The following is a 23,606-nucleotide window of genomic DNA, read 5'->3' as shown; positions in this document are numbered from 1 at the left end:
CAGGCGCCTCCCGGCAAATGCCCGGTGCCGGTGCGCCGGGCGGGTGAGGGTGCGTGGCGTTCGGCATGAGCGGTCGCGGAACCACGGCGCGAACCCGAGGGAAGCGGGCCGCGGCGCCAGCGCCGGCGCGGTTTGCGGGCCCCGCGCCTTTTGTGGTCTAATGTCCGCTGACGAAACAGGGGTGCTTCGCCGGCATGCCGTGCATGTCGCTGTGAGGCTGAGAGAGACCCTTCGCACCCGATCCGGGTAATACCGGCGCGGGAAGTTTCCGGAAAGTCTTGCTGGAGCCAGTTCCAGTTTCCCGCCGGGCAAGCGCGCATGGGACCCGTGTCCCATTGCCCCTCGCGCCTGTCCGGCCGGCCTTGCCAGCCGGTTTCGTCCTTGGGTACGTCTGCTGTTGCCGTACGGAAAGGATACGATGACCGCCTATTCCTCAGTCCATTTAGTTTATTGGGCCCGCGCGCTGGTCAGCATTTCGATCAGCACTTTGGCCTGCTCCGGCATACGCGTGTTTGCGCGCTGCGGAGTCGCGTCATGAACGACGTCCGCTCTGCTGCAGCCATGCCGGACTTCGCCGTTCTCGGCGGCGGGCTCTCCGGGCGCCTCGTCGCCTGGCGGCTCGCCGGCATGGGCCACCGCGTGGCGCTCTACGAGCGCGGCGGTCCCGAAGGCGCCGACGCGGCCGCATGGGTCGCGGCCGCGATGCTTGCGCCGCTGGCCGAGGCCGCCGTCGCCGAACTGCTCATCACCGAACTTGGGGTCGCGTCGCTCGAGACCTGGCCGCAGATTCTCGCGGAACTGCCCGAGCCGGTCTTCTTCCAGCACAACGGCACGCTCGTGGTCTGGCATCACGCCGACCGCACCGAGGCGCCGCTGTTCGAGCGCCGCGTGCGCGCGAATGCACCTCACTGGCTCGCCAATGAGGGTTTTGTCGCGCTTGCGGGCAAGGAACTGGACGCGGCCGAGCCCGCGCTTGCCGGGCGCTTCGCGCGCGGCTGGCTGCTGCCTGGCGAAGGACAGCTCGACAACCGCCAGGTGCTCGGTGCGCTGGCGGCGGGGCTCGCGCAACGGGGCGTCGAAACGCACTGGCACACGAGCGTGAACGACGCCGATCTGCCGCGTGCCCGCGTGACGATCGATTGCCGGGGCCTGGGCGCCAAGCCCGCGTTGCCCGCGTTGCGCGGAATCCGCGGCGAGGTGGCGCGCGTGCATGCACCGGGCATCGGGCTCTCGCGGCCCGTGCGCCTCCTGCATCCGCGTTATCCGCTCTATATCGCGCCGAAGCAGAACGACCTCTACGTGATCGGCGCCACCGAGATCGAAGGCGAGGACATGTCGCCGGTGAGCGTGCGCTCGGCGCTCGAATTGCTGAGCGCCGCGTTCGCCGTGCATCCGGCCTTCGGCGAGGCACGCATCCTCGAACTCAATTCGCAGTGCCGTCCAACGCTGCCCGATCATCGTCCGGCGCTGATCTGGGACGGCGCACAAACCTTGCGCGTGAATGGCCTTTACCGGCACGGTTTCATGATCGCGCCCGCCGTGGCCGACGAAGCGGTCCGCTGCGCGCGGGCGCTGCTCGACCAGCGCGTGGCCGATCAGGACGCCTTCGAAACGCTGCGCCGCGACTCGCGCTGGAGCGCGATGCTGCATGTGCAGGGCGCGCGGGAGACGGCCTGACGCGCAGCGGCAGGGCTGCACGAGGGGTGTTTCCAGTAACAGGACTTGTAGTGAACCGAATCGACATGGACATACAGATCAACCAGAAGCCGCTCACGCTGCCCGAAGGGGCGACCGTCGCCGACGCGCTCACCGCGTTCGGCGCACGGCCGCCTTATGCGGTCGCGCTGAACGGCGATTTCGTCGCGCGCGGCCAGCATGGCGCGCGCACGCTCCAGGCGGGCGACCGCCTCGACGTCGTGAGCCCGGTGGCGGGCGGCTGAGCCGTCTCGCCCGTTCGCGTGCTTTTGCGTCCGCTTTTGCGCTCCTCCGACGCCTCGACCCGATGCCACCGCGCAAGGATTCTTCCGCCATGACCACCCCTTCCACCGCCGACGCGCTCACGCTCTACGGCGAAACCTTCGCGAGCCGCGTGCTGCTCGGCTCGTCGCGCTATCCGTCGCTGCAGTCGCTGTCCGATTCGATCGGTGCGGCGCGGCCCGGCATGATCACCGTGGCGCTGCGCCGCCAGATGAACGACGGCACCGCCGAAGCGGGCTTCTTCGACCTGCTCAAGCGCCACGGCGTGCCGCTCCTGCCGAACACGGCGGGCTGCCTCACCGTCAACGAAGCCGTGACGACGGCCCACATGGCGCGCGAAGTCTTCGATACCGACTGGATCAAGCTCGAACTGATCGGCGACGACTACACGCTGCAGCCCGACCCGGTCGGCCTGATCGAGGCCGCGTCGCGCCTCGTGCGGGACGGCTTCAAGGTGCTGCCTTACTGCACCGAAGACCTCGTGATCGGCCGGCGTTTGCTCGACGCGGGCTGCGAGGCGCTGATGCCTTGGGGCGCGCCGATCGGCACCGGCAAAGGCGTGATCAATCCCTATGGCCTGCGCGTGCTGCGCGAACGGTTGCCGGACGTGCCGCTGATCGTCGACGCGGGCCTTGGCGTGCCCTCGCACGCGGCGCAGGTGATGGAATGGGGTTTCGACGGCGTGCTGCTGAACACGGCGGTCTCGCAGGCGACGCACCCGGACGCGATGGCGCGCGCGTTCGCGCTGGGCGTGGAGGCGGGCCGCGCCGCGTATCTTGCCGGGCCGATGGCCGAGCGCGAGGCGGCCGTGGCGAGCACGCCCGTCGTGGGCATGCCGTTCTGGCATCAGGATGGAGGCCAGCAATGACCGAGATGCTGCGACCGCAGGACCGCGAGCTGTTCTGGCCGCCGGCCGACGAACTGACCACCACCGCAGAGCGCATCCGCGCGCGCCTTGGAGACTGGCCGCCGACGCACGCGCCCTGGCGCATCTGCCTCACGCCGCCGGACGCGCCGAACGGCGGCGACCTGATCATGCTGACCGACGCGACGCCGCACCTCGCGAACATCGCGCGCTGGATGACCGAAGGCGCAGGCGTGATCGAAGCGGCCGGCGACGCTCCCAAAGCGGGCCGTGTGACGCTGCATCTGGGTGGCGAGCGCTATGCGCTGGAAGGCGAGCTGGCCGAAGACTGGGTGCCGGCGCTGGCGGCTTTCCTCGACTGCGGCTTCGACCCGCACGACGCGCTCGTGCTGGCGCTGGCCTGGCGCGACGGGGACGAGGCTGGCGAGGACGCGTGGCCGGTCGACTTCGCGCGCTTTCCGCGCGTGCTGGACTTGCCGGCCGCGCCGGCCCAACCGTTCGCGCCGTGCCCGGCGAAGCTCGGCCTGTACCCGGTGCTGCCGACGGCCGACTGGGTCGAGCGCGTGCTCGACTACGGCGCAAAGACGGCGCAGTTGCGCAGCAAGCAGCCGAAATCGCCGCAATTGGTGGCGGAAATAGAACGCTGTGTTGCGGCGGGCCGCCGGCACGATGCCCGCGTGTTCATCAACGACCACTGGCGGGAGGCGCTGGCGGCCGGCGCTTACGGCGTACACCTTGGCCAGGAGGATCTGCGCGACGCGGATCTCGGCGCCATCGCAGCGGCGGGCGTGCGTCTCGGCCTCTCGACGCACGGCTACTTCGAGATGCTCACGGCGCTGCACTTCCGCCCAAGCTATATCGCGCTCGGCGCCGTGTTCCCGACCACGACCAAGGCGATGCCGACCGCGCCGCAGGGGCTCAAGCGTCTCGTGCGCTACGTGCAGCTTCTCGAGGGCGTGGTTCCGCTGGTGGCGATCGGCGGCATCGACGGCGCCGTGCTGCCGCAGGTGCTCGCGACGGGCGTCGGCTGCGCAGCCGTCGTGCGGGCGGTGACCGAGGCCGCCGACCCGGCTGGAGCTGTTGCTGCGTTGCAGAACGCGTTTACGCAATAATGGCCCGCTGACGGAAGGTCGGACGTTGTGTCCGGCCATGCCGTCGGGGGGCCGGTCGACGTCGGGTTGACGTCCTTTACCGGCTGGATCGGCGACGGGGCGCGTCACGGCAGCTTTTTCATGATGGCCCTATAATCCCGCCTTCGTGTAAATGGACTGTCAGCTTACGTGCCATCCTCATCTGAATCCCTGCTGGAGCTGCGCGACGTCGATTTCGGCTACGGCGACCGGCTCGTCCTGTCCGGCCTGAACATGCGCTTTGGGCGCGGCCAGGTCGTGGCGGTCATGGGCGGCTCCGGCGGCGGCAAGACGACGGTGCTGCGTCTGATCGGCGGTCTCGTGCGCGCCCGGCGCGGCCAGGTGCTGTTTCATGGCGAAGACGTCGGCGCCCAGTCGCGCGAAGGCCTCTACGCCCTGCGGCGCAGGATGGGCATGCTGTTTCAGTTCGGCGCGCTCTTCACCGACATGTCGGTGTTCGAGAATGTCGCCTTCGCCCTGCGCGAACACACCGACCTCCCCGAAGAGCTGGTCCGCGACCTCGTGCTGATGAAGCTCAACGCCGTGGGCTTGCGCGGCGCACGCGATCTCGCGCCGTCGGAGATTTCGGGCGGCATGGCCCGGCGCGTCGCGCTGGCGCGCGCCATTGCGCTCGACCCCGAACTCATGATGTACGACGAGCCGTTCGCGGGCCTCGACCCGATCTCGCTCGGCATCACGGCGAACCTGATCCGCACGCTCAACAACGCGCTCGGCGCGACCTCGATCCTCGTCACGCACGACGTGCCCGAGTCGTTCGCCATCGCCGACTACGTGTACTTTCTCGCCAACGGCGGCGTGCACGCGCAGGGCACGCCTGCCGAGCTGCGCGCCTCCACCGACCCGACGGTGCGCCAGTTCATCGACGGCGCGCCGGACGGCCCGTTCCGTTTTCACTACCCGGCGGACGTGCCGCTCGCCGCGGATTTCGGCATCGGCGGAGACCGCTCATGATCGGCGCCATCAGCTCGCTCGGGCGCTCGGTCATCGAACAGATCACGCGCGCCGGTCACGCGGCCCGCTTCTTCGTGCGCCTCGTGCTCGAATTTTTTCCGCTCCTGCGGCGACCGCGCCTTGTCACGAAGCAGATCCACTTCGTCGGTAATTATTCGCTGCTGATCATTGCCGTCTCGGGGCTCTTCGTCGGCTTCGTGCTGGGCCTGCAGGGCTATTACACGCTCAACCGCTACGGTTCCGAACAGGCGCTCGGCCTGCTGGTGGCGCTTTCGCTCGTGCGCGAACTCGGGCCGGTCGTCACGGCGCTGCTGTTCGCGGGCCGCGCGGGCACCTCGCTCACGGCGGAAATCGGCCTCATGAAGGCCGGCGAGCAACTGACCGCGATGGAGATGATGGCGGTCGATCCCGTGCGGATCGTGGTCGCGCCGCGCATGTGGGCGGGCGTGATCGCCATGCCGATCCTCGCGGCGATCTTCAGCGCGGTCGGCATACTCGGCGGCTACGTGGTGGGCGTGCTGCTGATCGGCGTCGATGCGGGCGCTTTCTGGTCGCAGATGCAGGGCGGCGTGGACGTCTGGACCGACGTGGGCAACGGTGTGATCAAGAGTCTCGTGTTCGGCTTCGCCGTGACGTTCACCGCGCTTTACCAGGGCTACGAAGCCAGGCCGACGCCCGAGGGCGTGTCGCGCGCGACCACGAAGACGGTCGTGTACGCGTCGCTCGCCGTGCTGGGTCTCGACTTCCTGCTCACCGCACTGATGTTCAGCTAAGGTCGCACGCTGTGAGTGGCCGGGTCGCGCAGACTGCGCAGCCCCGCCTCGGCGGTTCCACCTGAAGACGGCAGGCGTTGGCGCCGCCGCAACGGATTCTGATTGGGATGACGATGAAAAAGAATGCTCTCGACTTCTGGGTCGGTCTGTTCGTGGTGCTGGGCTTCATCGCGCTGTTGTTTCTCGCGCTGAAGGCCGGCAACATGAGCTCGCTGTCGTTCCAGACGACCTATCCGGTCAAGCTCAAGTTCGACAACATCGGCGGGCTCAAACCGCGCGCGCCTGTGAAGAGCGCGGGCGTGACCGTGGGCCGGGTGGCGTCGATCGGCTTCGACACGAACACGTACCAGGCGCTCGTGACGATCAACATCGACCAGCAATACCAGTTCCCGAAGGATACGTCGGCGAAAATCCTGACCTCGGGCCTGCTCGGCGAGCAGTACATCGGCCTGGAGCCGGGCGGCGACAGCGAAATGCTCAAGGCGGGCGACACCATTGCCATGACGCAGTCGGCGATCGTTCTCGAGAACCTGATCGGTCAGTTCCTCTACAGCAAAGCCGCCGATTCGGGGGCGGCGAAACCAGGCGCCTCGGCACCGGCTCCGGCGCCGGCCGAGGCCGGCTCGGGCGCGGCAGGCAAGTGAGAAGGAGAAGAACAATGTTCACGATGCGCATGCGCGCAGCCGCGATGGGTGTCGCGGTGCTGGCGATCTCGGGGTGCGCGACGGTGCAGACGCCGTCGAAGGACGACCCGTGGGAAGGTTTCAACCGTTCGATCTTCACGTTCAACGACAAGGTGGACCAATACGCGCTCAAGCCCGTGGCCAAGGGCTACGTGTGGGCGACGCCGCAGCCGGTGCGTGACAGCGTCACGAACTTCTTCTCGAATATCGGCGACGTCTACAACGCGGCGAACAACCTCCTGCAGTTGAAGATCACCGACGGCGTGGAAGACATCATGCGGATCGTGATCAACACGGTTTTCGGTGTCGGCGGTCTGTTCGACGTGGCGACGCTCGCGAAGCTGCCCAAGCACGACCAGGATCTGGGCCTCACGCTCGGGCATTACGGCGTGCCGGCCGGACCGTACCTCGTGCTGCCGTTCCTTGGCCCGAGCACGGTCCGCGACGCCGTGGGCTCGGCCGGCAACTATTTCATTAACCCGCTGACGTACGTCAATCCGGCGGCGGTGAGCTGGGGGCTGTACGGCCTGAACATCGTCAGCACCCGGGCCAACCTGCTGGGCGCGAGCGACCTGCTCGAGGGGGCGGCGATCGACAAGTACTCGTTCGTGCGTAACGGCTACCTCCAGCGCCGCGCCTATCAGTTGTCCGACGGCAAGGGCAACGCGTCGTCGAACCTGCCCGACTACGGCGAAGGCGCGCCGCCGCCGAAGTACGAGGACGTCGACCAGGGCGCGGCCGCGCCTGCGGCTGCCGCTTCCGGTGCGCAAGGGACCAGCACGTCGAATGCCGCCGGCACGGCGCCCGCATTGCCGGCTGGCGGCCCTGCGCCGCTGTCGGGCCCGAACGGAGCGGCTGCGGCCACGGGCGCGTCGGACACGACCGTGCCGGCCGACCAGATGGTGCCGCCCGCGCGTATCGGCTATCCGTCGATGCTGCGTCTGCACTGAGCGGCGGCTCCGCCCGATTTGTCAGACGTAAGCCGCTGAGTAACATGAAGAAACGGTTGTCGCAGAATCTTCGCAGTTTAACGATGGAGCCCGATAGAACTCGCGTGATATTGTTGGCTCCAACGGGGTGCTTCTCCCCATCACGCAGGACTTGATATGAAAAAATTCTTTCTGTTGCCGCTTTTCGCCATGTTTTTTGCGATGACGGGCGTGGCGTCCGCACAAACGGTGGACACCAGCAACCCGGATACGATGGTCCAGCAGGTCACCCAGCAGGTGATCGACCAGATCCGCGGCGACAAGTCGATCCAGGCGGGCGACATCAACAAGATCACGCAGCTCGTCAACGAGAAGATCCTGCCGTACATGGACTTCCGCCGTACGACGCAACTGGCGATGGGCCGCAACTGGCGCACGGCCACGCCGGATCAGCAGGCGCAGGTCATCGAGCAGTTCAAGACCCTCCTGATCCGCACGTACTCGGGCGCGCTCGCCCAGGTGCGCGACCAGCAGATCCAGTACAGGCCGTTCCGCGCGAACCCGGACGACACCGACGTCGTGGTGCGTTCGATGGTCATGAACAATGGCCAGCAGATCGAGCTCGACTACCGTCTGTACAAGACGCCGCAAGGCTGGCGCGTGTACGACATCAACGTGCTCGGCGCGTGGCTGATCCAGGCGTACCAGCAGCAGTTCCAGGAAAAGATCCAGCAAGGCGGCGTGGATGGCCTGATCCAGTTCCTCACGCAGCGCAACCAGCAGCTCGCCGCGGGCAAGACTTCGTGAGCACGAGCTTCGATACCGGTGCGGCGCTGACCCACGAGAGCGCGAAAGCCGCGCTCTCGGCGGGCCTGGCGCGCATCGCGCAGGGTGCAACCGCCGTCGACTGCGCGCCCCTCACGCAATTCGATTCGTCGGCGCTGGCCGTGCTGATCGCCTGGCAGCGCGCCGCGCGCGAGCGCGGCACGACGCTCGACGTCCTCAATCTGCCTTCCAAGCTCGCGAGCCTCGCGCACGCCTACGGCGTCGATTCGCTCCTCCACGAGCGACATTGACGCGCGGCGGCCCCCGGTCCCCGGTTCTGCCGGCGGGCTGGGCGGGTTCGCCGCGATTCCCTCCTCTGCGTCTCTTCGGGCCAGGTCGGGTGTAGCGACTTTGCCCTATAATCAACCGTTTTTTGGGCGTTGCCGCCGGATTTTCGGCGGCACGGATGGCGCTACGGGCTGTCCCCCCATTTCCCGGTCTTCCCCCGCAGCATTGATGCACTTTACAGCCGCACCGCCACGAGACGGGCGGCGTTCGAGTCATGCCAGCCATAGAAATTCGTAACGTCAAGAAGCGCTACAAGGAGCTCCAGGCGCTCAAGGGCGTCAGCTTTACGGTCGAGGAGGGTGAGTTCTTCGGGCTGCTCGGCCCGAATGGTGCGGGCAAGACGACGCTCATCAGCATTCTTGCGGGCCTCGCGCGCGCCGATGAAGGCTCGATTGCCGTGCGCGGCCACGACGTCGTGAACGACTACCGCAATGCGCGCCGTAGCCTTGGCGTCGTGCCGCAGGAACTCGTGTTCGATCCGTTCTTCACGGTGCGCGAGACGCTGCGCATCCAGTCCGGCTACTTCGGCCTGCGCAACAACGACGCGTGGATCGACGAGGTCATGGCCAACCTCGACCTCACCGAAAAAGCCGACGTCAACATGCGCGCGCTCTCGGGCGGCATGAAGCGCCGCGTGCTGGTGGCGCAGGCGCTCGTGCATCGTCCGCCTGTGATCGTGCTCGACGAGCCGACTGCCGGCGTGGACGTCGAGTTGCGCCAGACACTCTGGAAATTCATCGCGCGCCTGAATCGCGAAGGCCACACGATCGTGCTCACCACGCACTACCTGGAGGAAGCCGAGGAACTGTGCGATCGCATCGCGATGCTGCGCCGCGGCGAGGTCGTGGCGCTCGAGCGCACGAGCACGCTCCTGCAGCGCTTCGCGGGCACGCAACTGTTCCTGCGTTTCTCGGAGGGCGTGCTGCCTGCCGAGCTGCGCACGCTCGAAGTCGATCCGTCGAACGTCAACACGCGCCAACACCTGCTGCGTCTTGCCAACTACGACGAGGTCGAGCGTATCCTCGCGCTGTGCCGCGCGAATGGCTGCAAGCTCGAAGAGGTGGAGGTCCGCAAGGCCGATCTGGAGGATGTCTTCGTGCAGGTGATGAGCGGTCCGGAAGTGATCGAGGGGCTGGCATGAGCGGTTATAGCGGATTCAGTACGCTGTTCTACAAGGAAGTGCTGCGTTTCTGGAAGGTCGCCTTCCAGACCGTGCTCGCGCCCGTCATCACCGCGCTGCTCTATCTGACGATTTTCGGCCACGCGCTGCGCGGTCACGTGCAGGTGTATCCGGGCGTCGAGTACACGAGTTTCCTGATTCCCGGCCTCGTGATGATGAGCGTGCTGCAGAACGCGTTCGCGAACAGCTCGTCGTCGTTGATCCAGTCGAAGATCACGGGCAATCTCGTATTTGTCCTCTTGCCGCCGCTCGCCGCCTGGGAGATGTTTGGGGCTTACGTGCTCGCGTCCATCGTACGCGGGCTCGCGGTCGGCGCGGGCGTGTTCGTGGTGACGATCTGGTTCATTCCGGTGAGCTTCGCCGCGCCGCTCTACATCGTGGCGTTCGCGGTGCTCGGCTCGGCCATTCTTGGCACGCTCGGCCTCATCGCCGGCATCTGGGCCGAGAAGTTCGACCAGCTCGCCGCGTTCCAGAACTTCCTCATCATGCCGCTCACGTTCCTCTCGGGCGTGTTCTACTCGACGCATACGTTGCCGCCCGTGTGGCGCGAAGTGTCGCGGCTCAACCCGTTTTTCTACATGATCGACGGTTTTCGCTATGGGTTCTTCGGCTTGTCCGACGTGAATCCGTTTGCGAGCTTCGCGGTCGTTTTCGTTTTTTTCGTGGCGCTCGCCGCGCTCGCGATGCGTCTGCTCGCGAGCGGCTACAAGCTGCGCCACTAAGCAGGACAGGAGCTTCTCACCATGTTGCCGACACCGGAGCAGGTCAAGCAGTACATCTCGGCAGGGCTCGCGTGCGAGCACCTCGAAGTGGAGGGCGACGGCCAGCACTTCTTCGCGACCATCGTTTCGCCGTCCTTCGAAGGCAAGCGCCTGATCCAGCGTCATCAGTTGGTCTACGCCGCGCTTGGCGATCGCATGCGCGAGGAAATCCACGCGCTCAGCATGAAGACGCTCACGCCCGCCGAATGGCAGAACGCATAATCTGGAATATCAGTGCGAATCACCCAGGATAAAGACGGCGCCGTCAATGGCGCCTCGCCCCAAGCGAAAGACGCGGCCCAGCAGGCAGGCCGCACGGATCAGGAAACCTCAGGCATGGACAAACTCGTCATCGTCGGCGGGCAGAAGCTCGCAGGGGAAGTGGCCGTTTCCGGCGCGAAGAATGCCGCGCTGCCCATTCTGTGCGCGAGCCTTCTGACGGCGGAGCCGGTCCATCTGGAGAACGTGCCCGACCTGCAGGACGTGCGTACCACGCTCAAGCTGCTCGGCCAGATGGGTGTGCGTACCGAGCAGTCGGGCAGCCGCGTGCAGCTCGACGCTTCGAACCTGACCCATCTCGTCGCGCCGTACGAGCTCGTGAAGACCATGCGTGCCTCGATCCTCGTGCTCGGGCCGCTCGTCGCGCGCTTCGGCGAGGCGAAGGTGTCGCTGCCCGGCGGCTGCGCGATCGGCGCGCGCCCCGTGGACCAGCACATCAAGGGCCTGCAGGCGATGGGCGCCGAGATCACGATCGAGCACGGCTTCATCGAGGCACGGGCGAAGCGCCTGAAGGGTGCGCGCATCGTCACCGACATGATCACCGTGACCGGCACGGAAAACCTGCTGATGGCCGCGGTGCTGGCCGAGGGCGAAACGGTGATCGAGAACGCCGCGCGCGAGCCCGAAGTGGCCGACCTCGCGAACCTGCTCGTCGCGATGGGCGCGAAGATCGAGGGCATCGGCACGGACCGCATCGTGATCCAGGGCGTCGACAAGCTGCACGGCGCGAAGCACACGGTCATTCCCGACCGTATCGAAGCCGGCACGTTCCTGTGCGCCGTGGCGGCCGCCGGTGGCGACGTCACGCTGCGCCACGTGCGCCCGGGCATCCTCGACGCCGTCACCGAGAAGCTGTGCGAAGCCGGCGTGACGATCGAAGAGGGCGACGACTGGATGCGCGTGCGCATGAGCGGCCGTGCGCGCGCCGTCAACGTGCGCACCTCCGAATATCCGGCCTTCCCTACCGACATGCAGGCGCAGTTCATGGCGCTCAATGCGCTGGCGGACGGCACCTCGCAGGTCGTGGAAACGATCTTCGAGAACCGCTTCATGCACGTGCAGGAGCTGAACCGCCTGGGCGCGAGCATCACCATCGACGGCAACACGGCGCTCGTGGCGGGCGTCGAGAAGCTCTCGGGCGCGAAGGTCATGGCAACCGACCTGCGCGCTTCGGCGAGCCTCGTGATCGCGGGCCTGTGCGCCGACGGCGAGACGCTGATCGACCGTATCTATCACCTCGACCGCGGCTACGACCGCATGGAAGAGAAGCTGACGAAGATCGGCGCGAACGTGAGGCGCATCAAGGGGAGCGCGGCATGAGCACCGTCCAGACGCCGGCTGCGGCGGCAGGCGCGCCGCTTACGCTCGCGCTCTCGAAGGGCCGCATCTTCGAAGAGACGATGCCGCTCCTCGCCGCCGCGGGCGTGCAGGTGGCGGAAGACCCCGAGACCTCGCGCAAGCTGATCCTGCCGACCACCGATGCCAACCTGCGCGTGATCATCGTGCGCGCGACCGACGTGCCGACCTACGTGGAATACGGCGCCGCGGATTTCGGCGTGGCCGGCAAGGACGTACTGCTGGAGCACGGCGGCAGCGGCCTCTACCAGCCGATCGACCTCGACATCGCGCGTTGCCGCATGTCGGTGGCCGTGAAGGCGGGCTTCGACTACGCGAACGCGGTGCGCCAGGGCGCGCGCCTGCGCGTCGCGACGAAATACACGGAAACCGCGCGGCAGCACTTCGCGGCGAAGGGCGTGCACGTCGACCTGATCAAGCTGTACGGCTCGATGGAGCTGGCGCCGCTCGTCGGCCTCGCCGATGCGATCGTCGACCTCGTCAGCTCGGGCGGTACGCTGCGCGCGAACAATCTGGTCGAGGTCGAGGAGATCATGCCGATCTCGTCACGCCTCGTCGTGAACCAGGCGGCGCTCAAGTTGAAGCGCGCCGCGCTGCGGCCTTTCATCGACGCGTTCGAACGCGCGTCGCGTCGCGGCGCCAACGCGGCTGCTGCCACGGCTGGCTAAGGCCAGCTTAGGCAGGCGTCGTTCGCACGAGGGGGCCGGCTCAGGGCGCCCTCGCGCACAAACCGTTACGGATGGGTATCAGCATGGCTATCACGATTCGCAAACTCGACTCCAGCGCCGAAGGTTTCAAGAAGGCGCTGCACGCGGTGCTCGCGTTCGAGGCGAGCGAAGACGAGGCGATCGAGCGCTCGGTGGCGCAGATCCTTGCCGACGTGAAAGCGCGCGGCGACGCCGCCGTGCTCGACTACACGAACCGCTTCGACCGTCTTTCGGCCAACAGCGTCGCGGCGCTGGAGCTGCCCATGAGCGAACTCGAAGCGGCGCTGGAGAGCCTCGAGCCCAAGCAGCGCGCGGCGCTCGAAGCGGCGGCGGCGCGCGTGCGCGGCTACCACGAGAAGCAGCGCATCGAGTGCGGCTCGCATAGCTGGCAATACACCGAAGCGGACGGCACCGTGCTCGGCCAGAAGGTCACGCCGCTCGACCGCGTGGGCCTCTACGTGCCGGGTGGCAAGGCCGCGTATCCGTCGTCGGTGCTGATGAACGCGATTCCCGCGCGCGTAGCGGGCGTGCGCGAGATCGTCATGGTCGTGCCCACGCCCGACGGCGTGAAGAATCCGCTCGTGCTCGCCGCCGCGCTGCTTGGCGGCGTGGACCGCGTGTTCACGATCGGCGGGGCGCAGGCCGTGGCGGCGCTCGCTTACGGCACGGACACGATTCCGCCCGTCGACAAGATCTGCGGCCCCGGCAATGCCTATGTGGCGTCGGCCAAGCGCCGCGTGTTCGGCACGGTCGGCATCGACATGATCGCGGGCCCCTCGGAAATCCTCGTGCTCTGCGACGGCACCACGGACCCGCGCTGGGTCGCGATGGACCTGTTCTCGCAGGCCGAGCACGACGAGCTTGCGCAGTCGATCCTGCTGTGCCCGGACGCGGCGTTCATCGCGCGCGTGGAAGAGGCGATCGGCGAGCTGCTGCCCAGCATGCCGCGTGCGGAAGTCATTGCCACGTCGCTCACGAACCGCGGCGCGCTCGTGAAGGTGCGCGACATGGCCGAAGCCTGCGCCATCGCCAACGAGATCGCGCCCGAGCACCTGGAGATCTCCGCGCTGGACCCGCAGAAGTGGGGTACCGAAATCCGCCATGCCGGCGCGATCTTCCTCGGCCGCTACACGAGCGAGAGCCTCGGCGACTACTGCGCGGGGCCGAATCACGTGCTGCCTACGTCGCGTACCGCACGTTTCTCGTCGCCGCTCGGCGTTTATGATTTCCTCAAGCGCTCGAGCCTCATCGAGGTCAGCGCGGAAGGCGCGCAGACGCTCGGCGAAATCGCCGCCGAACTGGCCTATGGCGAGGGCCTGCAGGCTCACGCCCGCAGCGCCGAATACCGGATGAAGCAGGGCTGACCGCACCTGGCGGCCCGGTGCCGGGCTACCCTGCCGTGCGATCCATGGCAGGCTGGCCCGGTTGTGCAACGTTCTGCAGGCGCATGGAACGGCAAGACCCGTTTGCGAGAACCTTACGATAACCAGGGCGGCTCCGAAGCCGTCCGATAGAGGGCTGGCCGCCATCGCGCGCGTCCGCCCGCCCAACATGACGACACCACAAGACATCCTCCGCCCCGATGTGCTCGCGATGACGAGCTATCCGGTGCCCGACGCGACCGGCTTCGTGAAGCTGGACGCCATGGAAAACCCGTTCACGCTGCCCGGCGATCTTGCGGCGCGACTGGGCGAGCATCTGACGGAGGTCGCGCTGAACCGCTATCCGGCGCCGCGTCCCGAGGCGCTGATCGCGAAGCTCAAGGCCGTCATGCGCGCGCCGGCCGAGTGCGACGTGCTGCTTGGCAACGGCTCGGACGAAATCATCAGCATGATCACGATGGCGTGCGCGAAAGCGGGCGCGAAGGTGCTTGCGCCGGTGCCCGGCTTCGTGATGTACGCCATGTCGGCGAAGTTCGCGCAGGTGGAGTTCGTGGGCGTGCCGCTCAATGCGGATTTCACGCTCGATACGGATGCCATGCTCGCGGCGATCGCCGAACATCGTCCCGCCGTGATCTGGCTTGCGTACCCGAACAACCCGACCGGCACGCTATTCGACGACGCCGATATCGAGCGCATCATCGCGGCAGCCCAGGCCGCGCAGGGTCTCGTCGTGATCGACGAGGCTTACCAGCCGTTCGCGCAGAAAAGCTGGATGCCGCGCGCGGGCGAGTTCGACAACGTCGTAGTGATGCGCACGATGTCGAAGCTCGGGCTGGCGGGTATCCGCCTCGGCTACCTGGCGGGCCGCCCCTCGTGGCTCAACGAATTCGACAAGGTGAGGCCGCCGTACAACGTCAACGTGCTGACCCAGGCCGCCGCGAATTTCCTGCTCGATCACGTGGACGTGCTCGACGCGCAGGCCGCGCAGTTGCGCACCGGGCGCGCGGTGCTCGCGGCCGAAGTGGCGAAACTGCCGGGCGCCGAAGTGTTCGAGAGCGCCGGCAATTTCCTGCTGGTGCGCGTGCCGGACGCCGCCGCGGTGTTCGATACGCTGCTCACGGCGCGGGTTTTGATCAAAAACGTGAGTAAAATGCACCCATTGCTGGCGAATTGTGTTCGCCTCACCGTCGGGACACCCGACGAAAACGCGCAGCTCCTCGCCGCGCTGAAGCTCGTGCTGAAGTGAGCTTCGTTCTCTAACTCTCCTGTTACGGGTTGTTTGAAGGAAATTGCCATGCGCGTCGCGCAAGTCGTTCGCAACACCAGCGAAACGCAAATCCGCGTCAAGATCAATCTGGACGGCACCGGCGAGCAGAAGCTCGCGACCGGCGTGCCGTTTCTCGACCACATGCTCGACCAGATCGCACGACACGGTCTGATCGACCTGGAAATCGAGGCGCATGGCGATACGCATATCGACGATCACCATACGGTCGAGGACGTCGGCATCACGCTCGGCCAGGCGGTGGCGCAGGCTATCGGCGACAAGAAGGGCATTCGCCGCTACGGCCATGCCTACGTGCCGCTCGACGAGGCGCTTTCGCGCGTCGTGATCGACTTCTCCGGCCGTCCGGGCCTCGAATTTCACGTGCCGTTCACGCGCGCGCGCATCGGCACGTTCGACGTCGATCTGTCGATCGAGTTTTTCCGCGGCTTCGTCAACCATGCGGGCGTGACCCTGCACATCGACAATCTGCGCGGGCTGAATGCTCACCATCAGATGGAAACCGTGTTCAAGGCCTTCGGGCGGGCGCTGCGCCAGGCTTCCGAGCTGGATGAGCGCGCGGCGGGCCGGATTCCGTCGACGAAGGGCAGCCTTTAACGACCTACACCGTACACGACGAGCGGCGCACGCAGGCCCGACGCACTCCGGTTAGCACGCCGCGCCCTTTGCGCGGTGGCGCAGGCGTGCCGGTTGCGCAGTGCGGCCAGGTCCGCGCGCGGCTTGCCGCACCGGCGATCTGCCGCTTCGTGCCGGCGATACCGGATTGCCGTCGCCGCAAGGTGATGAGGATTGGACGGCATGCGAAGGGCGCGTACGCATTGCTTCCGCCAGATCAAGCCAGGAGCCAGGGCCCACGCGGCCTGATTCGAGATGAAGACTTCAATTGCGATTGTGGATTATGGGATGGGCAACCTGCGTTCGGTGGCCCAGGCGCTGAAACAGGCGGCGCCCGAAGCCGACGTAGCCATCGTCGATCGCCCCGAGGCGATCCGCGCGGCCGACCGCGTCGTGCTGCCGGGCCAGGGCGCGATGCCCGACTGCATGCGCTCGCTCGCCGAATCGGGCCTGCAGGAGGCCGTGATCGAGGCGTCGCGTACGAAGCCGCTGATGGGCGTGTGCGTGGGCGAGCAGATGCTGTTCGACTGGAGCGCCGAGGGCGACACGAAGGGCCTCGGGCTGTTGCCCGGCAAGGTCGTGCGCTTCGAGCTGGAAGGGCAACTGCAGGACGACGGCTCCCGCTTCAAGGTGCCGCAGATGGGCTGGAACGTCGTGCGCCAGACGCGCGCGCATGCGCTCTGGGAAGGCGTGCCCGACGGCAGCCACTTCTACTTCGTGCACAGCTACTACGTCGTGCCCGACGACACGGCTCACACGGTGGGCGAGACGCCTTACGGCGCCGCCTTTACCTCGGCGGTGGCGCGGGATAACATCTTCGCCACTCAATTTCACCCGGAAAAGAGCGCGGCGACGGGTTTGCGCGTCTATCGCAACTTCGTCCACTGGAACCCGTGATGGCCCGGACGGGCTCGCGCGGCGCGGGCATCGGCCGTTCGGCCAGTGCGACCGCCAACCCGATTTGCGTCAGCAAGACGGCCGAAAGACTTGTACTAAACTAGCGAAACGGCGTCGGATCGGCCTTTTTCTCGACCGGCGCCGGCTGTATTCAACCTTCTTCCCAGATAACACGCGATAGCTATGCTGCTGATTCCGGCCATCGATCTCAAAGACGGTCACTGCGTACGCCTCAAGCAAGGCGATATGGACCAGGCGACGATTTTCTCCGAAGAGCCGGGGGCCATGGCCCGACACTGGCTCGAGCGCGGCGCGCGGCGCCTGCACCTCGTCGACCTGAACGGTGCCTTCGCAGGCAAGCCGAAGAACGAAGACGCGATCCGCGAGATCATTGCGGAAGTGGGCGACCGGATTCCCGTGCAGCTCGGCGGCGGCATTCGCGACCTCGACACGATCGAGCGCTATCTGGACGACGGCCTCTCGTACGTGATCATCGGCACGGCCGCGGTCAAGAACCCGGGCTTTCTGCAGGAAGCCTGTACGGCATTCGGGGGCCATATCATCGTCGGTCTCGACGCGAAGGACGGCAAGGTCGCCACCGACGGCTGGAGCAAGCTCACGGGCCACGAAGTCGTGGATCTCGCGCGCAAGTTCGAAGACTACGGCGTCGAGTCGATCATCTACACCGACATCGGCCGTGACGGCATGCTCCAGGGCATCAACATCGAGGCAACAGTGCGCCTTGCGCGCGCGGTGAAGATTCCCATCATCGCGAGCGGCGGCCTCTCGAACCTGGCCGACATCGACGCACTCTGCGAAGTGGAAGACGAAGGCGTCGAAGGCGTGATCTGCGGCCGCGCCATCTATTCGGGCGATCTGGATTTCACCCAGGCCCAGACCCGTGCAGACAGCCTGCGCGAATCGGACGACGCCTGATAACGTCAAGCGCCACGCGGCTCAATCGACTGGCAACATCGGCAAGATCATGGCTCTACCCAAACGCATCATCCCCTGTCTCGACGTGACCGCCGGGCGGGTCGTCAAGGGCGTCAACTTCGTCGAACTGCGCGACGCCGGCGATCCCGTCGAAATCGCGCGCCGCTACGACGAGCAGGGCGCCGACGAACTCACGTTTCTCGATATCACCGCGACCTCCGACCAGCGCGACCTGATCCTGCCGATCATCGAAGCGGTGGCCTCGCAGGTGTTCATTCCGCTGACGGTCGGCGGCGGCGTGCGCGCCGTCGAGGACGTGCGCCGTCTGCTCAACGCGGGCGCGGACAAGATCAGCATGAACTCCTCGGCGGTGGCCAATCCGCAACTCGTGCGCGACGCCGCCGACAAGTACGGCTCGCAGTGCATCGTCGTCGCCGTTGACGCGAAGCGCACTTCGGCGCCCGGCGAGCCCGCGCGCTGGGAGGTGTTCACGCACGGCGGGCGCAAGGCGACCGGCATCGACGCGGTCGAGTGGGCGCGCAAGATGGCCGAGCTCGGCGCGGGCGAGATCCTGCTCACGAGCATGGACCGCGACGGCACGAAAAGCGGCTTCGACCTCGATCTCACGCGTGCCGTTTCCGACGCTGTGCCGATCCCCGTGATCGCCTCGGGCGGCGTGGGCGGCCTGCAGGATCTCTCGGACGGCATCGTGAAGGGTCATGCCGACGCGGTGCTGGCGGCGAGCATCTTCCACTATGGCGAGCACACGGTTGGCGAGGCGAAGCGCTTCATGGCCGATCAGGGCATCTCGGTGAGGTTGTGACGTGACGACGAACGCTATCGAAAAATCGGCCTGGCTCGACAAGGTCAACTGGGACGCCAACGGCCTCGTGCCCGTGATCGCGCAGGAAGCGACGACGGGCGACGTGCTGATGTTCGCGTGGATGAACCGCGAGGCCCTCGCGAAGACGGTCGAAACGGGCCGTGCCGTGTACTTTTCGCGCTCGCGCCAGCGTCTGTGGTTCAAGGGCGAGGAATCGGGCCACGTGCAGCACGTGCGCGACGTCCGCCTCGACTGCGACGAGGACGTCGTGCTGCTCAAGGTCGAGCAGGTTTCGGGCATTGCGTGCCATACGGGCCGCCATTCGTGCTTCTTCCAGCAATTCGAAGGCACCGTCGACGAGGGCCGCTGGGTCGCCGTCGATCCCGTGCTGAAAGACCCCGAACACATCTACAAATGACGCAACTCAGCACCAACGACACCCTGCTGCGCCTCGCGGCGGTGATCGACAGCCGCAAGGGCGGCGATCCGGACGCTTCTTACGTCGCGCGCCTTTTCCACAAGGGCGACGACGCGGTGCTCAAGAAGGTCGGCGAAGAGGCGACCGAGGTCGTGCTCGCGGCGAAGGATCTGCGCCAGGGCGGCGCGCCGACGGCGCTCGTCGGCGAAATGGCCGATCTGTGGTTTCATTGCCTTGTGGCGCTCTCGCATTTCGACCTGAGTCCCGCCGACGTACTGGCGGAGCTGGAACGTCGCGAGGGCCTTTCGGGTCTCGAGGAAAAGGCACTGCGCAAGAGCCGCGAGCGCGAGCAGAACGGCGACTGAACCGTGCCGGCGAGGCGGGCGGCCGACAGCTAAAGCACTTACTCCGGATCGACAGCTCTGCATGGGACCGGAGTAAGAGCTTTGCATGGGGCCGAAGTAAGTGCTAAAGCACTAACTCCGGCCGACAGCTAAAGCACTAACTCCGGATCGACAGGAGACGAGCAGCATGTCCATGCCCGGCGGATATCCGCCTCCCACCGTTCGCGATCCGGTCGAAGCGGATCGTCTGCGCAGCCTGCGCACCCTGACGCACGTGCTCTACGCGCTTTATGCCGTGTACTGGCTCACCGGCGGCATCTCGATACTCATCGCGATCATCCTGAACTACCTCAAACGCGACGAGGCGCTCGGCACGCCCTACGAGCAGCATTTCACCTGGCAGATCCGCACCTTCTGGCTCGCGCTGGCCGGGCACCTCATCGGCGTCGCCCTCATCATCGTGCTGGTCGGCGTTCCGGTCCTGTGGGCTGTCGCAATCTGGACGTTGTACCGTATCATCAAAGGCTGGTTGTATCTGTACGACAACAAGCCGCTGGCCGACCCGCGCGGGTGGGTCTGAGTACCCCGGCATCCGGGCGTCTATCGCGTGCCATTGACCTTGGAGCACCATGAGTCACGATCGCAGCACCTGCCTCTTCTGCAAGATTGCCGACGGGCTGATTCCGAGCACCCGGGTCTACGAGGACGACGAATTCGTCGCTTTTCGCGATATTCGCCCCGCAGCGCAAACGCACATACTCGTCATTCCGCGCCAGCATATTTCTACCCTTTCGGATTGCGGCGAAAACGACGCTCCGCTGCTTGGTAGAATGTTTGTACTGGTCGCGCGGCTTGCGAAGGAGCTTGGCGTGTCGTACACCGGCGGCGATACCGGGTTTCGCACCGTCGTGAATACGGGGCCCGGCGGCGGGCAGGAGGTCTATCACCTGCACGCCCATCTGCTTGCCGGACCGCGACCGTGGCATCGCATGGGTTAACGCTGCCACGCGAACGCCACACTGCGGCCACACTACACCGGCACTATTTTCGGGTTACGCCGCCCCGTTTCGATGGGCGGCGTCAATACGCAGGCGCGCCGACGGCACGCTGCGATTTTCCCGCCGCATGGACGAAGCGCGACGGCGGGGTCAAGGAGAATTGGGATCATGGGTTCGTTGAGCATCTGGCACTGGCTGATCGTCTTGCTGATCGTGGCGCTCGTCTTCGGCACGAAGAAACTGCGCAATATCGGCAGCGACCTGGGCGGTGCCGTGAAGGGTTTCAAGGAAGGCATGCGTGACAGCGAGGCCGCCGGCGCCGACGCGCAGAAGCGCGAGCTGCCGTCCAATGGCGGCACGGTCGATGTCGAGGCCAAGGACAAGAGCGAACGTACGGACTACCGCTAAGGCGGTCGTCCGTCCCACCGCAGGCTGACGGAAGCTTCCACTCATGCTCGATCTGGGTCTTACCAAGATGGCGCTGATCGGCGTCGTCGCGCTGGTCGTGCTCGGACCGGAACGGTTGCCGCGTGTGGCGCGCACGGCCGGCGCCCTGTTCGGCCGCGCGCAGCGCTACATCAACGACGTCAAGGCGGAAGTCACACGCGAGATCGAACTCGACGAGCTGCGCCGCATGAAGACCGAGTTCGAGCAGGCGGCGACCAACGTCGAAAAGACCGTCCACGACAACCTGCGCAAGCAGGAAGCCGAACTGAACGACGCGTGGAGCGCCGGGACTTCGGTGTCGCCGAGCATCGCGGGCGGGGCTGATCACGCCGCTATAACAGCCGAAAGCGTCGCGGGCGTCACCGCGGACGCGGGGGCATCATCCTGGCGCAGCGGCAACGCCGGCGCCGTGCCGGCCAGGCGCAAGAACTGGCGCGTGAAGCAGGCCACCACGCCCGTCTGGTACAAGCGTGCCACGCTGCGGCGCACACGCGTGCAGTCGGGTGCGGCGCGTGTCGCGCAGCATACGCCGGCCAGCCTGCGCCGGCCGGTGCGCTTCTTCTGATGCCGATCTTGCGTACGTCCATCTTCAATCGAGGGCCGGTGTGAGCGACCCCCAGCTAAAACAGGATGAAGGTGCCGAAGAGACCTTCATTTCCCATCTCGTCGAACTGCGAGACCGCATCATCCGCGCGGGCATTGCGGTCATCGTCGTGTTCGTCGGGCTCGTGTACTGGGCGCCGGACATCTTCCGGCTGCTCGCGCGTCCGCTCATGCAGAACCTGCCGCGCGACGGCAAGATGATTGTCACCGACGTCACCGGCTCGTTCTTCGTGCCGATGAAAGTCACGATGCTCGTCGCGTTCGTGATCGCGCTGCCAGTCGTGCTCTACCAGATCTGGGCGTTCGTCGCGCCCGGCCTCTACCAGCACGAGAAGAAGCTCGTCGCGCCGCTGGTTGCGAGCAGTTACACGCTGTTCCTGTGCGGGATGTCGTTCGCGTACTTTGTCGTGTTCCCGACCATCTTCCGCGTGATGGCGCACTACAACGCGCCGCTTGGCGCGGAGATGACGACCGATATCGACAATTACCTGAGCTTCGTGCTCACCATGTTCATCGCGTTTGGCGTGACCTTCGAGGTGCCCATCGTCGTGGTGCTGCTCGTGCGCATGAACCTTCTTACGGTGAAGAAGCTCAAGGAGATCCGTCCGTACGTGATCGTCGGCGCGTTTATCGTCGCGGCCGTTGTCACGCCGCCGGACGTGTTCTCGCAGCTCATCCTCGCGCTGCCGCTGATCGTGCTCTACGAGGCCGGGATCATCGCCGCGCGCGTGTTCGTCGGCACCGGCGAGAAGAAGGCCGCCGACGAGGAGCAGGCGGCCAGCAGCTAGGCTGACCCCGTGTCGCCCCCGCACGCAGCGTGCCGCAGGGACAAAAAAGGCCGCGAACGGCAAGTTCGCGGCCTTTTTGCTTTTTCCGGTATCTGGCGGTCCTGGGTGAGGGTTAGCCGCCGTTGTCGTCGTCCTCGCCGTCTTCCTGTTCCGGCTGCTTGGGCGGCGGCGGGCGCTTGCCGATCAGCACGTCGAGATCCATGTCCTTGTTCTTGCGCTCAAGGTGGATCTTCGCGTCCGTGCCGGGCTTGATCTGCGCGATCACGTTCAGAAGACGCGTCGTATCGGTGATTTCCTCGCCGTTCACGGAAAGCAGGATGTCGCCGGGCTTGATGCCGGCCTTGTCGGCCGGGCCGCCTTGCAGCACGCCCGCGACGATCGCCCCCGACTTCTGGTTCAGCCCGAACGATTCGGCGATCTCGGGCGTCACGTCCTGCGGTTCGACGCCGATCCAGCCGCGTGTGACCGAGCCCGTCGTGATGATGCTCTCCAGCACGCTGCGCGCCGTGGAAACGGGAATCGCGAAACCAATCCCGAGCGAGCCGCCCGAGCGCGAGTAAATGGCCGTATTGATGCCGAGCAGGTTGCCGTGCACGTCCACGAGCGCGCCGCCGGAGTTGCCGGGATTGATGGGCGCATCGGTCTGGATGAAGTTTTCGAACGTATTGATGCCGAGGTGATTGCGCCCCAACGCGCTGATGATGCCCATCGTGACCGTCTGGCCCACACCGAACGGATTGCCGATGGCGAGCACCACGTCGCCCACGCGCGCCTGATCCATGCGTCCGAGCGTGATGGTGGGCAGGTTCGGCAGATTGATCTTGAGTACCGCGAGATCGGTCTCCGGGTCGGCGCCGACGACCTTCGCGGTCGTGGTGCGGCCGTCCGAGAGCGCGATTTCGATTTGATCGGCGCCGTCGATGACGTGCTGGTTCGTTAGAATGTAACCGTCCGGACTGACAATGACACCCGAGCCGAGGTTCGCGGCAGGCTGATCCTGCTGCTTGTGATTGTTGTTGGGATTGCCGAAAAAGTAGCGAAACAGCGGGTCGTTCTGGCGCGGGTCGGGCGGGAGCGATCCGTCCTTGCTCGAGAACACGTTGACGACCGCGGGCATCGCTTTCTGGGCGGCGTCCGCATAGGAGCCCTGCGCCGGGCCGCCGCCGATGCCAATGCTGGGCGCCACCTCCCGCAGCGCCACGATTGGCTCGGCAAGCTGCTTGCCCAATTGCCCCTGATGCTGCAGCCACTGTGGCTTGAGCGTTGCGACGATGAACATCAACGCGAGCAGGACCGTCACCGCCTGGGCGAAGAACAGCCAAAAGCGTCTAAGCATCTGAGGATT

Annotated in this window: 29 protein-coding genes and 1 riboswitch; of the genes, 28 read left to right on the top strand and 1 reads right to left on the bottom strand. The window is 66.2% G+C overall.

The features are described from left to right. Positions 1-167: 167 nt before the first annotated feature. Positions 168-281, top strand: a riboswitch (TPP riboswitch). A gap of 253 nt (positions 282-534) precedes the next feature. The 28 genes from V8683_RS22670 (at position 535) to tatC (ending at position 22,261) form a co-directional block, all read left to right on the top strand. Beyond that, complete coding sequence (locus tag V8683_RS22670) at positions 535-1,677, top strand: FAD-dependent oxidoreductase (RefSeq protein ID WP_411188296.1); 1,143 nt, start codon at positions 535-537, stop codon at positions 1,675-1,677. A 65-nt stretch (positions 1,678-1,742) separates the two neighbouring features. After that, a complete protein-coding gene (thiS, locus tag V8683_RS22665) occupies positions 1,743-1,940 on the top strand; it encodes a sulfur carrier protein ThiS (protein ID WP_411190482.1) in 198 nt (65 codons plus the stop codon). Positions 1,941-2,029: 89 nt separating this feature from the next. Continuing rightward, positions 2,030-2,845 (top strand): thiazole synthase, encoded by an 816-nt coding sequence (locus V8683_RS22660; protein ID WP_411188297.1) that lies wholly within the window; start codon positions 2,030-2,032, stop codon positions 2,843-2,845. Continuing rightward, positions 2,842-3,954, top strand: coding sequence for a thiamine phosphate synthase (gene thiE / locus V8683_RS22655; RefSeq protein WP_411188298.1), 1,113 nt, complete (start codon positions 2,842-2,844; stop codon positions 3,952-3,954). Before V8683_RS22660 ends, thiE begins: the two co-directional genes overlap by 4 nt. Before the next feature lie 168 nt (positions 3,955-4,122). Continuing rightward, the gene (locus tag V8683_RS22650; RefSeq protein WP_411188299.1) at positions 4,123-4,944 is read left to right on the top strand and encodes an ABC transporter ATP-binding protein; all 822 of its coding nucleotides are present in this window, start codon (positions 4,123-4,125) and stop codon (positions 4,942-4,944) included. After that, positions 4,941-5,717: a lipid asymmetry maintenance ABC transporter permease subunit MlaE gene (mlaE, locus tag V8683_RS22645; RefSeq protein ID WP_411188300.1), complete on the top strand. Its 777-nt coding sequence runs from the start codon at positions 4,941-4,943 to the stop codon at positions 5,715-5,717. The genes V8683_RS22650 and mlaE overlap by 4 nt, the downstream gene beginning before the upstream one ends. Positions 5,718-5,830: 113 nt before the next feature. Next, positions 5,831-6,361 carry an outer membrane lipid asymmetry maintenance protein MlaD gene (gene mlaD / locus V8683_RS22640; protein WP_411188301.1) on the top strand — a complete coding sequence of 177 codons (531 nt, stop codon included), beginning with the start codon at positions 5,831-5,833 and terminating at the stop codon, positions 6,359-6,361. 14 nt (positions 6,362-6,375) lie between these two features. Next, positions 6,376-7,350, top strand: a complete 975-nt coding sequence (locus V8683_RS22635; RefSeq protein WP_411188302.1) for an MlaA family lipoprotein — start codon at positions 6,376-6,378, stop codon at positions 7,348-7,350. A gap of 156 nt (positions 7,351-7,506) precedes the next feature. Next, positions 7,507-8,136, top strand: a complete 630-nt coding sequence (locus V8683_RS22630; RefSeq protein WP_027797339.1) for an MlaC/ttg2D family ABC transporter substrate-binding protein — start codon at positions 7,507-7,509, stop codon at positions 8,134-8,136. Beyond that, positions 8,133-8,405 (top strand): STAS domain-containing protein, encoded by a 273-nt coding sequence (locus V8683_RS22625; protein WP_411188303.1) that lies wholly within the window; start codon positions 8,133-8,135, stop codon positions 8,403-8,405. Before V8683_RS22630 ends, V8683_RS22625 begins: the two co-directional genes overlap by 4 nt. A gap of 251 nt (positions 8,406-8,656) precedes the next feature. Then, the gene (locus V8683_RS22620; RefSeq protein WP_411188304.1) at positions 8,657-9,583 is read left to right on the top strand and encodes an ABC transporter ATP-binding protein; all 927 of its coding nucleotides are present in this window, start codon (positions 8,657-8,659) and stop codon (positions 9,581-9,583) included. Beyond that, positions 9,580-10,344, top strand: coding sequence for an ABC transporter permease (locus tag V8683_RS22615; RefSeq protein WP_411188305.1), 765 nt, complete (start codon positions 9,580-9,582; stop codon positions 10,342-10,344). Before V8683_RS22620 ends, V8683_RS22615 begins: the two co-directional genes overlap by 4 nt. Positions 10,345-10,365: 21 nt before the next feature. Continuing rightward, a complete protein-coding gene (locus V8683_RS22610) occupies positions 10,366-10,605 on the top strand; it encodes a BolA family protein (protein WP_322015307.1) in 240 nt (79 codons plus the stop codon). 114 nt (positions 10,606-10,719) lie between these two features. Further along, entirely contained in the window at positions 10,720-11,982 is a 1,263-nt protein-coding gene (gene murA / locus V8683_RS22605; RefSeq protein WP_411188306.1) for a UDP-N-acetylglucosamine 1-carboxyvinyltransferase, read from the top strand. After that, positions 11,979-12,686 carry an ATP phosphoribosyltransferase gene (hisG, locus tag V8683_RS22600; RefSeq protein ID WP_411188307.1) on the top strand — a complete coding sequence of 236 codons (708 nt, stop codon included), beginning with the start codon at positions 11,979-11,981 and terminating at the stop codon, positions 12,684-12,686. The genes murA and hisG overlap by 4 nt, the downstream gene beginning before the upstream one ends. A gap of 83 nt (positions 12,687-12,769) precedes the next feature. Then, on the top strand, positions 12,770-14,089 hold the full coding sequence (gene hisD, locus V8683_RS22595; RefSeq protein ID WP_411188308.1) for a histidinol dehydrogenase: 1,320 nt from the start codon (positions 12,770-12,772) through the stop codon (positions 14,087-14,089). A 187-nt stretch (positions 14,090-14,276) separates the two neighbouring features. Then, entirely contained in the window at positions 14,277-15,353 is a 1,077-nt protein-coding gene (gene hisC / locus V8683_RS22590) for a histidinol-phosphate transaminase (RefSeq protein ID WP_411188309.1), read from the top strand. Between the two features lie 48 nt (positions 15,354-15,401). Beyond that, positions 15,402-15,989, top strand: coding sequence for an imidazoleglycerol-phosphate dehydratase HisB (hisB, locus tag V8683_RS22585; RefSeq protein WP_027797348.1), 588 nt, complete (start codon positions 15,402-15,404; stop codon positions 15,987-15,989). A gap of 273 nt (positions 15,990-16,262) precedes the next feature. Beyond that, positions 16,263-16,904, top strand: coding sequence for an imidazole glycerol phosphate synthase subunit HisH (hisH, locus tag V8683_RS22580; RefSeq protein WP_411188310.1), 642 nt, complete (start codon positions 16,263-16,265; stop codon positions 16,902-16,904). Between the two features lie 183 nt (positions 16,905-17,087). Then, the gene (gene hisA / locus V8683_RS22575) at positions 17,088-17,840 is read left to right on the top strand and encodes a 1-(5-phosphoribosyl)-5-[(5-phosphoribosylamino)methylideneamino]imidazole-4-carboxamide isomerase (RefSeq protein ID WP_411188311.1); all 753 of its coding nucleotides are present in this window, start codon (positions 17,088-17,090) and stop codon (positions 17,838-17,840) included. Between the two features lie 49 nt (positions 17,841-17,889). Continuing rightward, positions 17,890-18,663: an imidazole glycerol phosphate synthase subunit HisF gene (gene hisF, locus V8683_RS22570; RefSeq protein WP_411188312.1), complete on the top strand. Its 774-nt coding sequence runs from the start codon at positions 17,890-17,892 to the stop codon at positions 18,661-18,663. 1 nt (position 18,664) lies between these two features. Then, positions 18,665-19,081, top strand: a complete 417-nt coding sequence (hisI, locus tag V8683_RS22565; RefSeq protein ID WP_411188313.1) for a phosphoribosyl-AMP cyclohydrolase — start codon at positions 18,665-18,667, stop codon at positions 19,079-19,081. Beyond that, positions 19,078-19,446, top strand: coding sequence for a phosphoribosyl-ATP diphosphatase (locus V8683_RS22560; protein ID WP_411188314.1), 369 nt, complete (start codon positions 19,078-19,080; stop codon positions 19,444-19,446). The genes hisI and V8683_RS22560 overlap by 4 nt, the downstream gene beginning before the upstream one ends. Before the next feature lie 166 nt (positions 19,447-19,612). Beyond that, positions 19,613-20,005, top strand: coding sequence for a DUF4870 family protein (locus V8683_RS22555; protein WP_411188315.1), 393 nt, complete (start codon positions 19,613-19,615; stop codon positions 20,003-20,005). Positions 20,006-20,054: 49 nt separating this feature from the next. Next, positions 20,055-20,423 (top strand): histidine triad nucleotide-binding protein, encoded by a 369-nt coding sequence (locus V8683_RS22550; protein ID WP_411188316.1) that lies wholly within the window; start codon positions 20,055-20,057, stop codon positions 20,421-20,423. 168 nt (positions 20,424-20,591) lie between these two features. Next, the gene (gene tatA, locus V8683_RS22545; protein WP_027797356.1) at positions 20,592-20,831 is read left to right on the top strand and encodes a Sec-independent protein translocase subunit TatA; all 240 of its coding nucleotides are present in this window, start codon (positions 20,592-20,594) and stop codon (positions 20,829-20,831) included. A gap of 43 nt (positions 20,832-20,874) precedes the next feature. Next, entirely contained in the window at positions 20,875-21,435 is a 561-nt protein-coding gene (gene tatB, locus V8683_RS22540) for a Sec-independent protein translocase protein TatB (RefSeq protein ID WP_411188317.1), read from the top strand. A 40-nt stretch (positions 21,436-21,475) separates the two neighbouring features. Then, positions 21,476-22,261 carry a twin-arginine translocase subunit TatC gene (gene tatC, locus V8683_RS22535; protein WP_411188318.1) on the top strand — a complete coding sequence of 262 codons (786 nt, stop codon included), beginning with the start codon at positions 21,476-21,478 and terminating at the stop codon, positions 22,259-22,261. Between the two features lie 112 nt (positions 22,262-22,373). On the opposite strand, the gene V8683_RS22530 is transcribed toward tatC, so the two are convergent. Then, the gene (locus V8683_RS22530) at positions 22,374-23,597 is read right to left on the bottom strand and encodes a Do family serine endopeptidase (protein WP_411188319.1); all 1,224 of its coding nucleotides are present in this window, start codon (positions 23,595-23,597) and stop codon (positions 22,374-22,376) included. Positions 23,598-23,606 lie beyond the last annotated feature (9 nt).

Source organism: Paraburkholderia sp. AV2, assembly GCF_054968425.1.
This window is presented reverse-complemented; position numbering and strand designations above follow the sequence as displayed.

Bases quoted from the DNA above. Each gene is read 5' to 3' on its own strand.
- thiE (WP_411188298.1), top strand. From the start codon at position 2,842: ATGACCGAGATGCTGCGACCGCAGGACCGCGAGCTGTTCTGGCCGCCG.
- V8683_RS22530 (WP_411188319.1), bottom strand. From the start codon at position 23,597: ATGCTTAGACGCTTTTGGCTGTTCTTCGCCCAGGCGGTGACGGTCCTG.
- hisA (WP_411188311.1), top strand. From the start codon at position 17,088: ATGCTGCTGATTCCGGCCATCGATCTCAAAGACGGTCACTGCGTACGC.
- V8683_RS22635 (WP_411188302.1), top strand. From the start codon at position 6,376: ATGTTCACGATGCGCATGCGCGCAGCCGCGATGGGTGTCGCGGTGCTG.
- V8683_RS22620 (WP_411188304.1), top strand. From the start codon at position 8,657: ATGCCAGCCATAGAAATTCGTAACGTCAAGAAGCGCTACAAGGAGCTC.
- V8683_RS22630 (WP_027797339.1), top strand. From the start codon at position 7,507: ATGAAAAAATTCTTTCTGTTGCCGCTTTTCGCCATGTTTTTTGCGATG.
- thiS (WP_411190482.1), top strand. From the start codon at position 1,743: ATGGACATACAGATCAACCAGAAGCCGCTCACGCTGCCCGAAGGGGCG.
- V8683_RS22615 (WP_411188305.1), top strand. From the start codon at position 9,580: ATGAGCGGTTATAGCGGATTCAGTACGCTGTTCTACAAGGAAGTGCTG.
- V8683_RS22550 (WP_411188316.1), top strand. From the start codon at position 20,055: ATGAGTCACGATCGCAGCACCTGCCTCTTCTGCAAGATTGCCGACGGG.
- hisB (WP_027797348.1), top strand. From the start codon at position 15,402: ATGCGCGTCGCGCAAGTCGTTCGCAACACCAGCGAAACGCAAATCCGC.
- tatB (WP_411188317.1), top strand. From the start codon at position 20,875: ATGCTCGATCTGGGTCTTACCAAGATGGCGCTGATCGGCGTCGTCGCG.
- hisH (WP_411188310.1), top strand. From the start codon at position 16,263: ATGAAGACTTCAATTGCGATTGTGGATTATGGGATGGGCAACCTGCGT.
- hisF (WP_411188312.1), top strand. From the start codon at position 17,890: ATGGCTCTACCCAAACGCATCATCCCCTGTCTCGACGTGACCGCCGGG.
- V8683_RS22610 (WP_322015307.1), top strand. From the start codon at position 10,366: ATGTTGCCGACACCGGAGCAGGTCAAGCAGTACATCTCGGCAGGGCTC.
- V8683_RS22560 (WP_411188314.1), top strand. From the start codon at position 19,078: ATGACGCAACTCAGCACCAACGACACCCTGCTGCGCCTCGCGGCGGTG.
- mlaD (WP_411188301.1), top strand. From the start codon at position 5,831: ATGAAAAAGAATGCTCTCGACTTCTGGGTCGGTCTGTTCGTGGTGCTG.
- V8683_RS22670 (WP_411188296.1), top strand. From the start codon at position 535: ATGAACGACGTCCGCTCTGCTGCAGCCATGCCGGACTTCGCCGTTCTC.
- hisC (WP_411188309.1), top strand. From the start codon at position 14,277: ATGACGACACCACAAGACATCCTCCGCCCCGATGTGCTCGCGATGACG.
- tatA (WP_027797356.1), top strand. From the start codon at position 20,592: ATGGGTTCGTTGAGCATCTGGCACTGGCTGATCGTCTTGCTGATCGTG.
- mlaE (WP_411188300.1), top strand. From the start codon at position 4,941: ATGATCGGCGCCATCAGCTCGCTCGGGCGCTCGGTCATCGAACAGATC.
- V8683_RS22555 (WP_411188315.1), top strand. From the start codon at position 19,613: ATGTCCATGCCCGGCGGATATCCGCCTCCCACCGTTCGCGATCCGGTC.
- V8683_RS22660 (WP_411188297.1), top strand. From the start codon at position 2,030: ATGACCACCCCTTCCACCGCCGACGCGCTCACGCTCTACGGCGAAACC.
- murA (WP_411188306.1), top strand. From the start codon at position 10,720: ATGGACAAACTCGTCATCGTCGGCGGGCAGAAGCTCGCAGGGGAAGTG.
- hisG (WP_411188307.1), top strand. From the start codon at position 11,979: ATGAGCACCGTCCAGACGCCGGCTGCGGCGGCAGGCGCGCCGCTTACG.
- hisD (WP_411188308.1), top strand. From the start codon at position 12,770: ATGGCTATCACGATTCGCAAACTCGACTCCAGCGCCGAAGGTTTCAAG.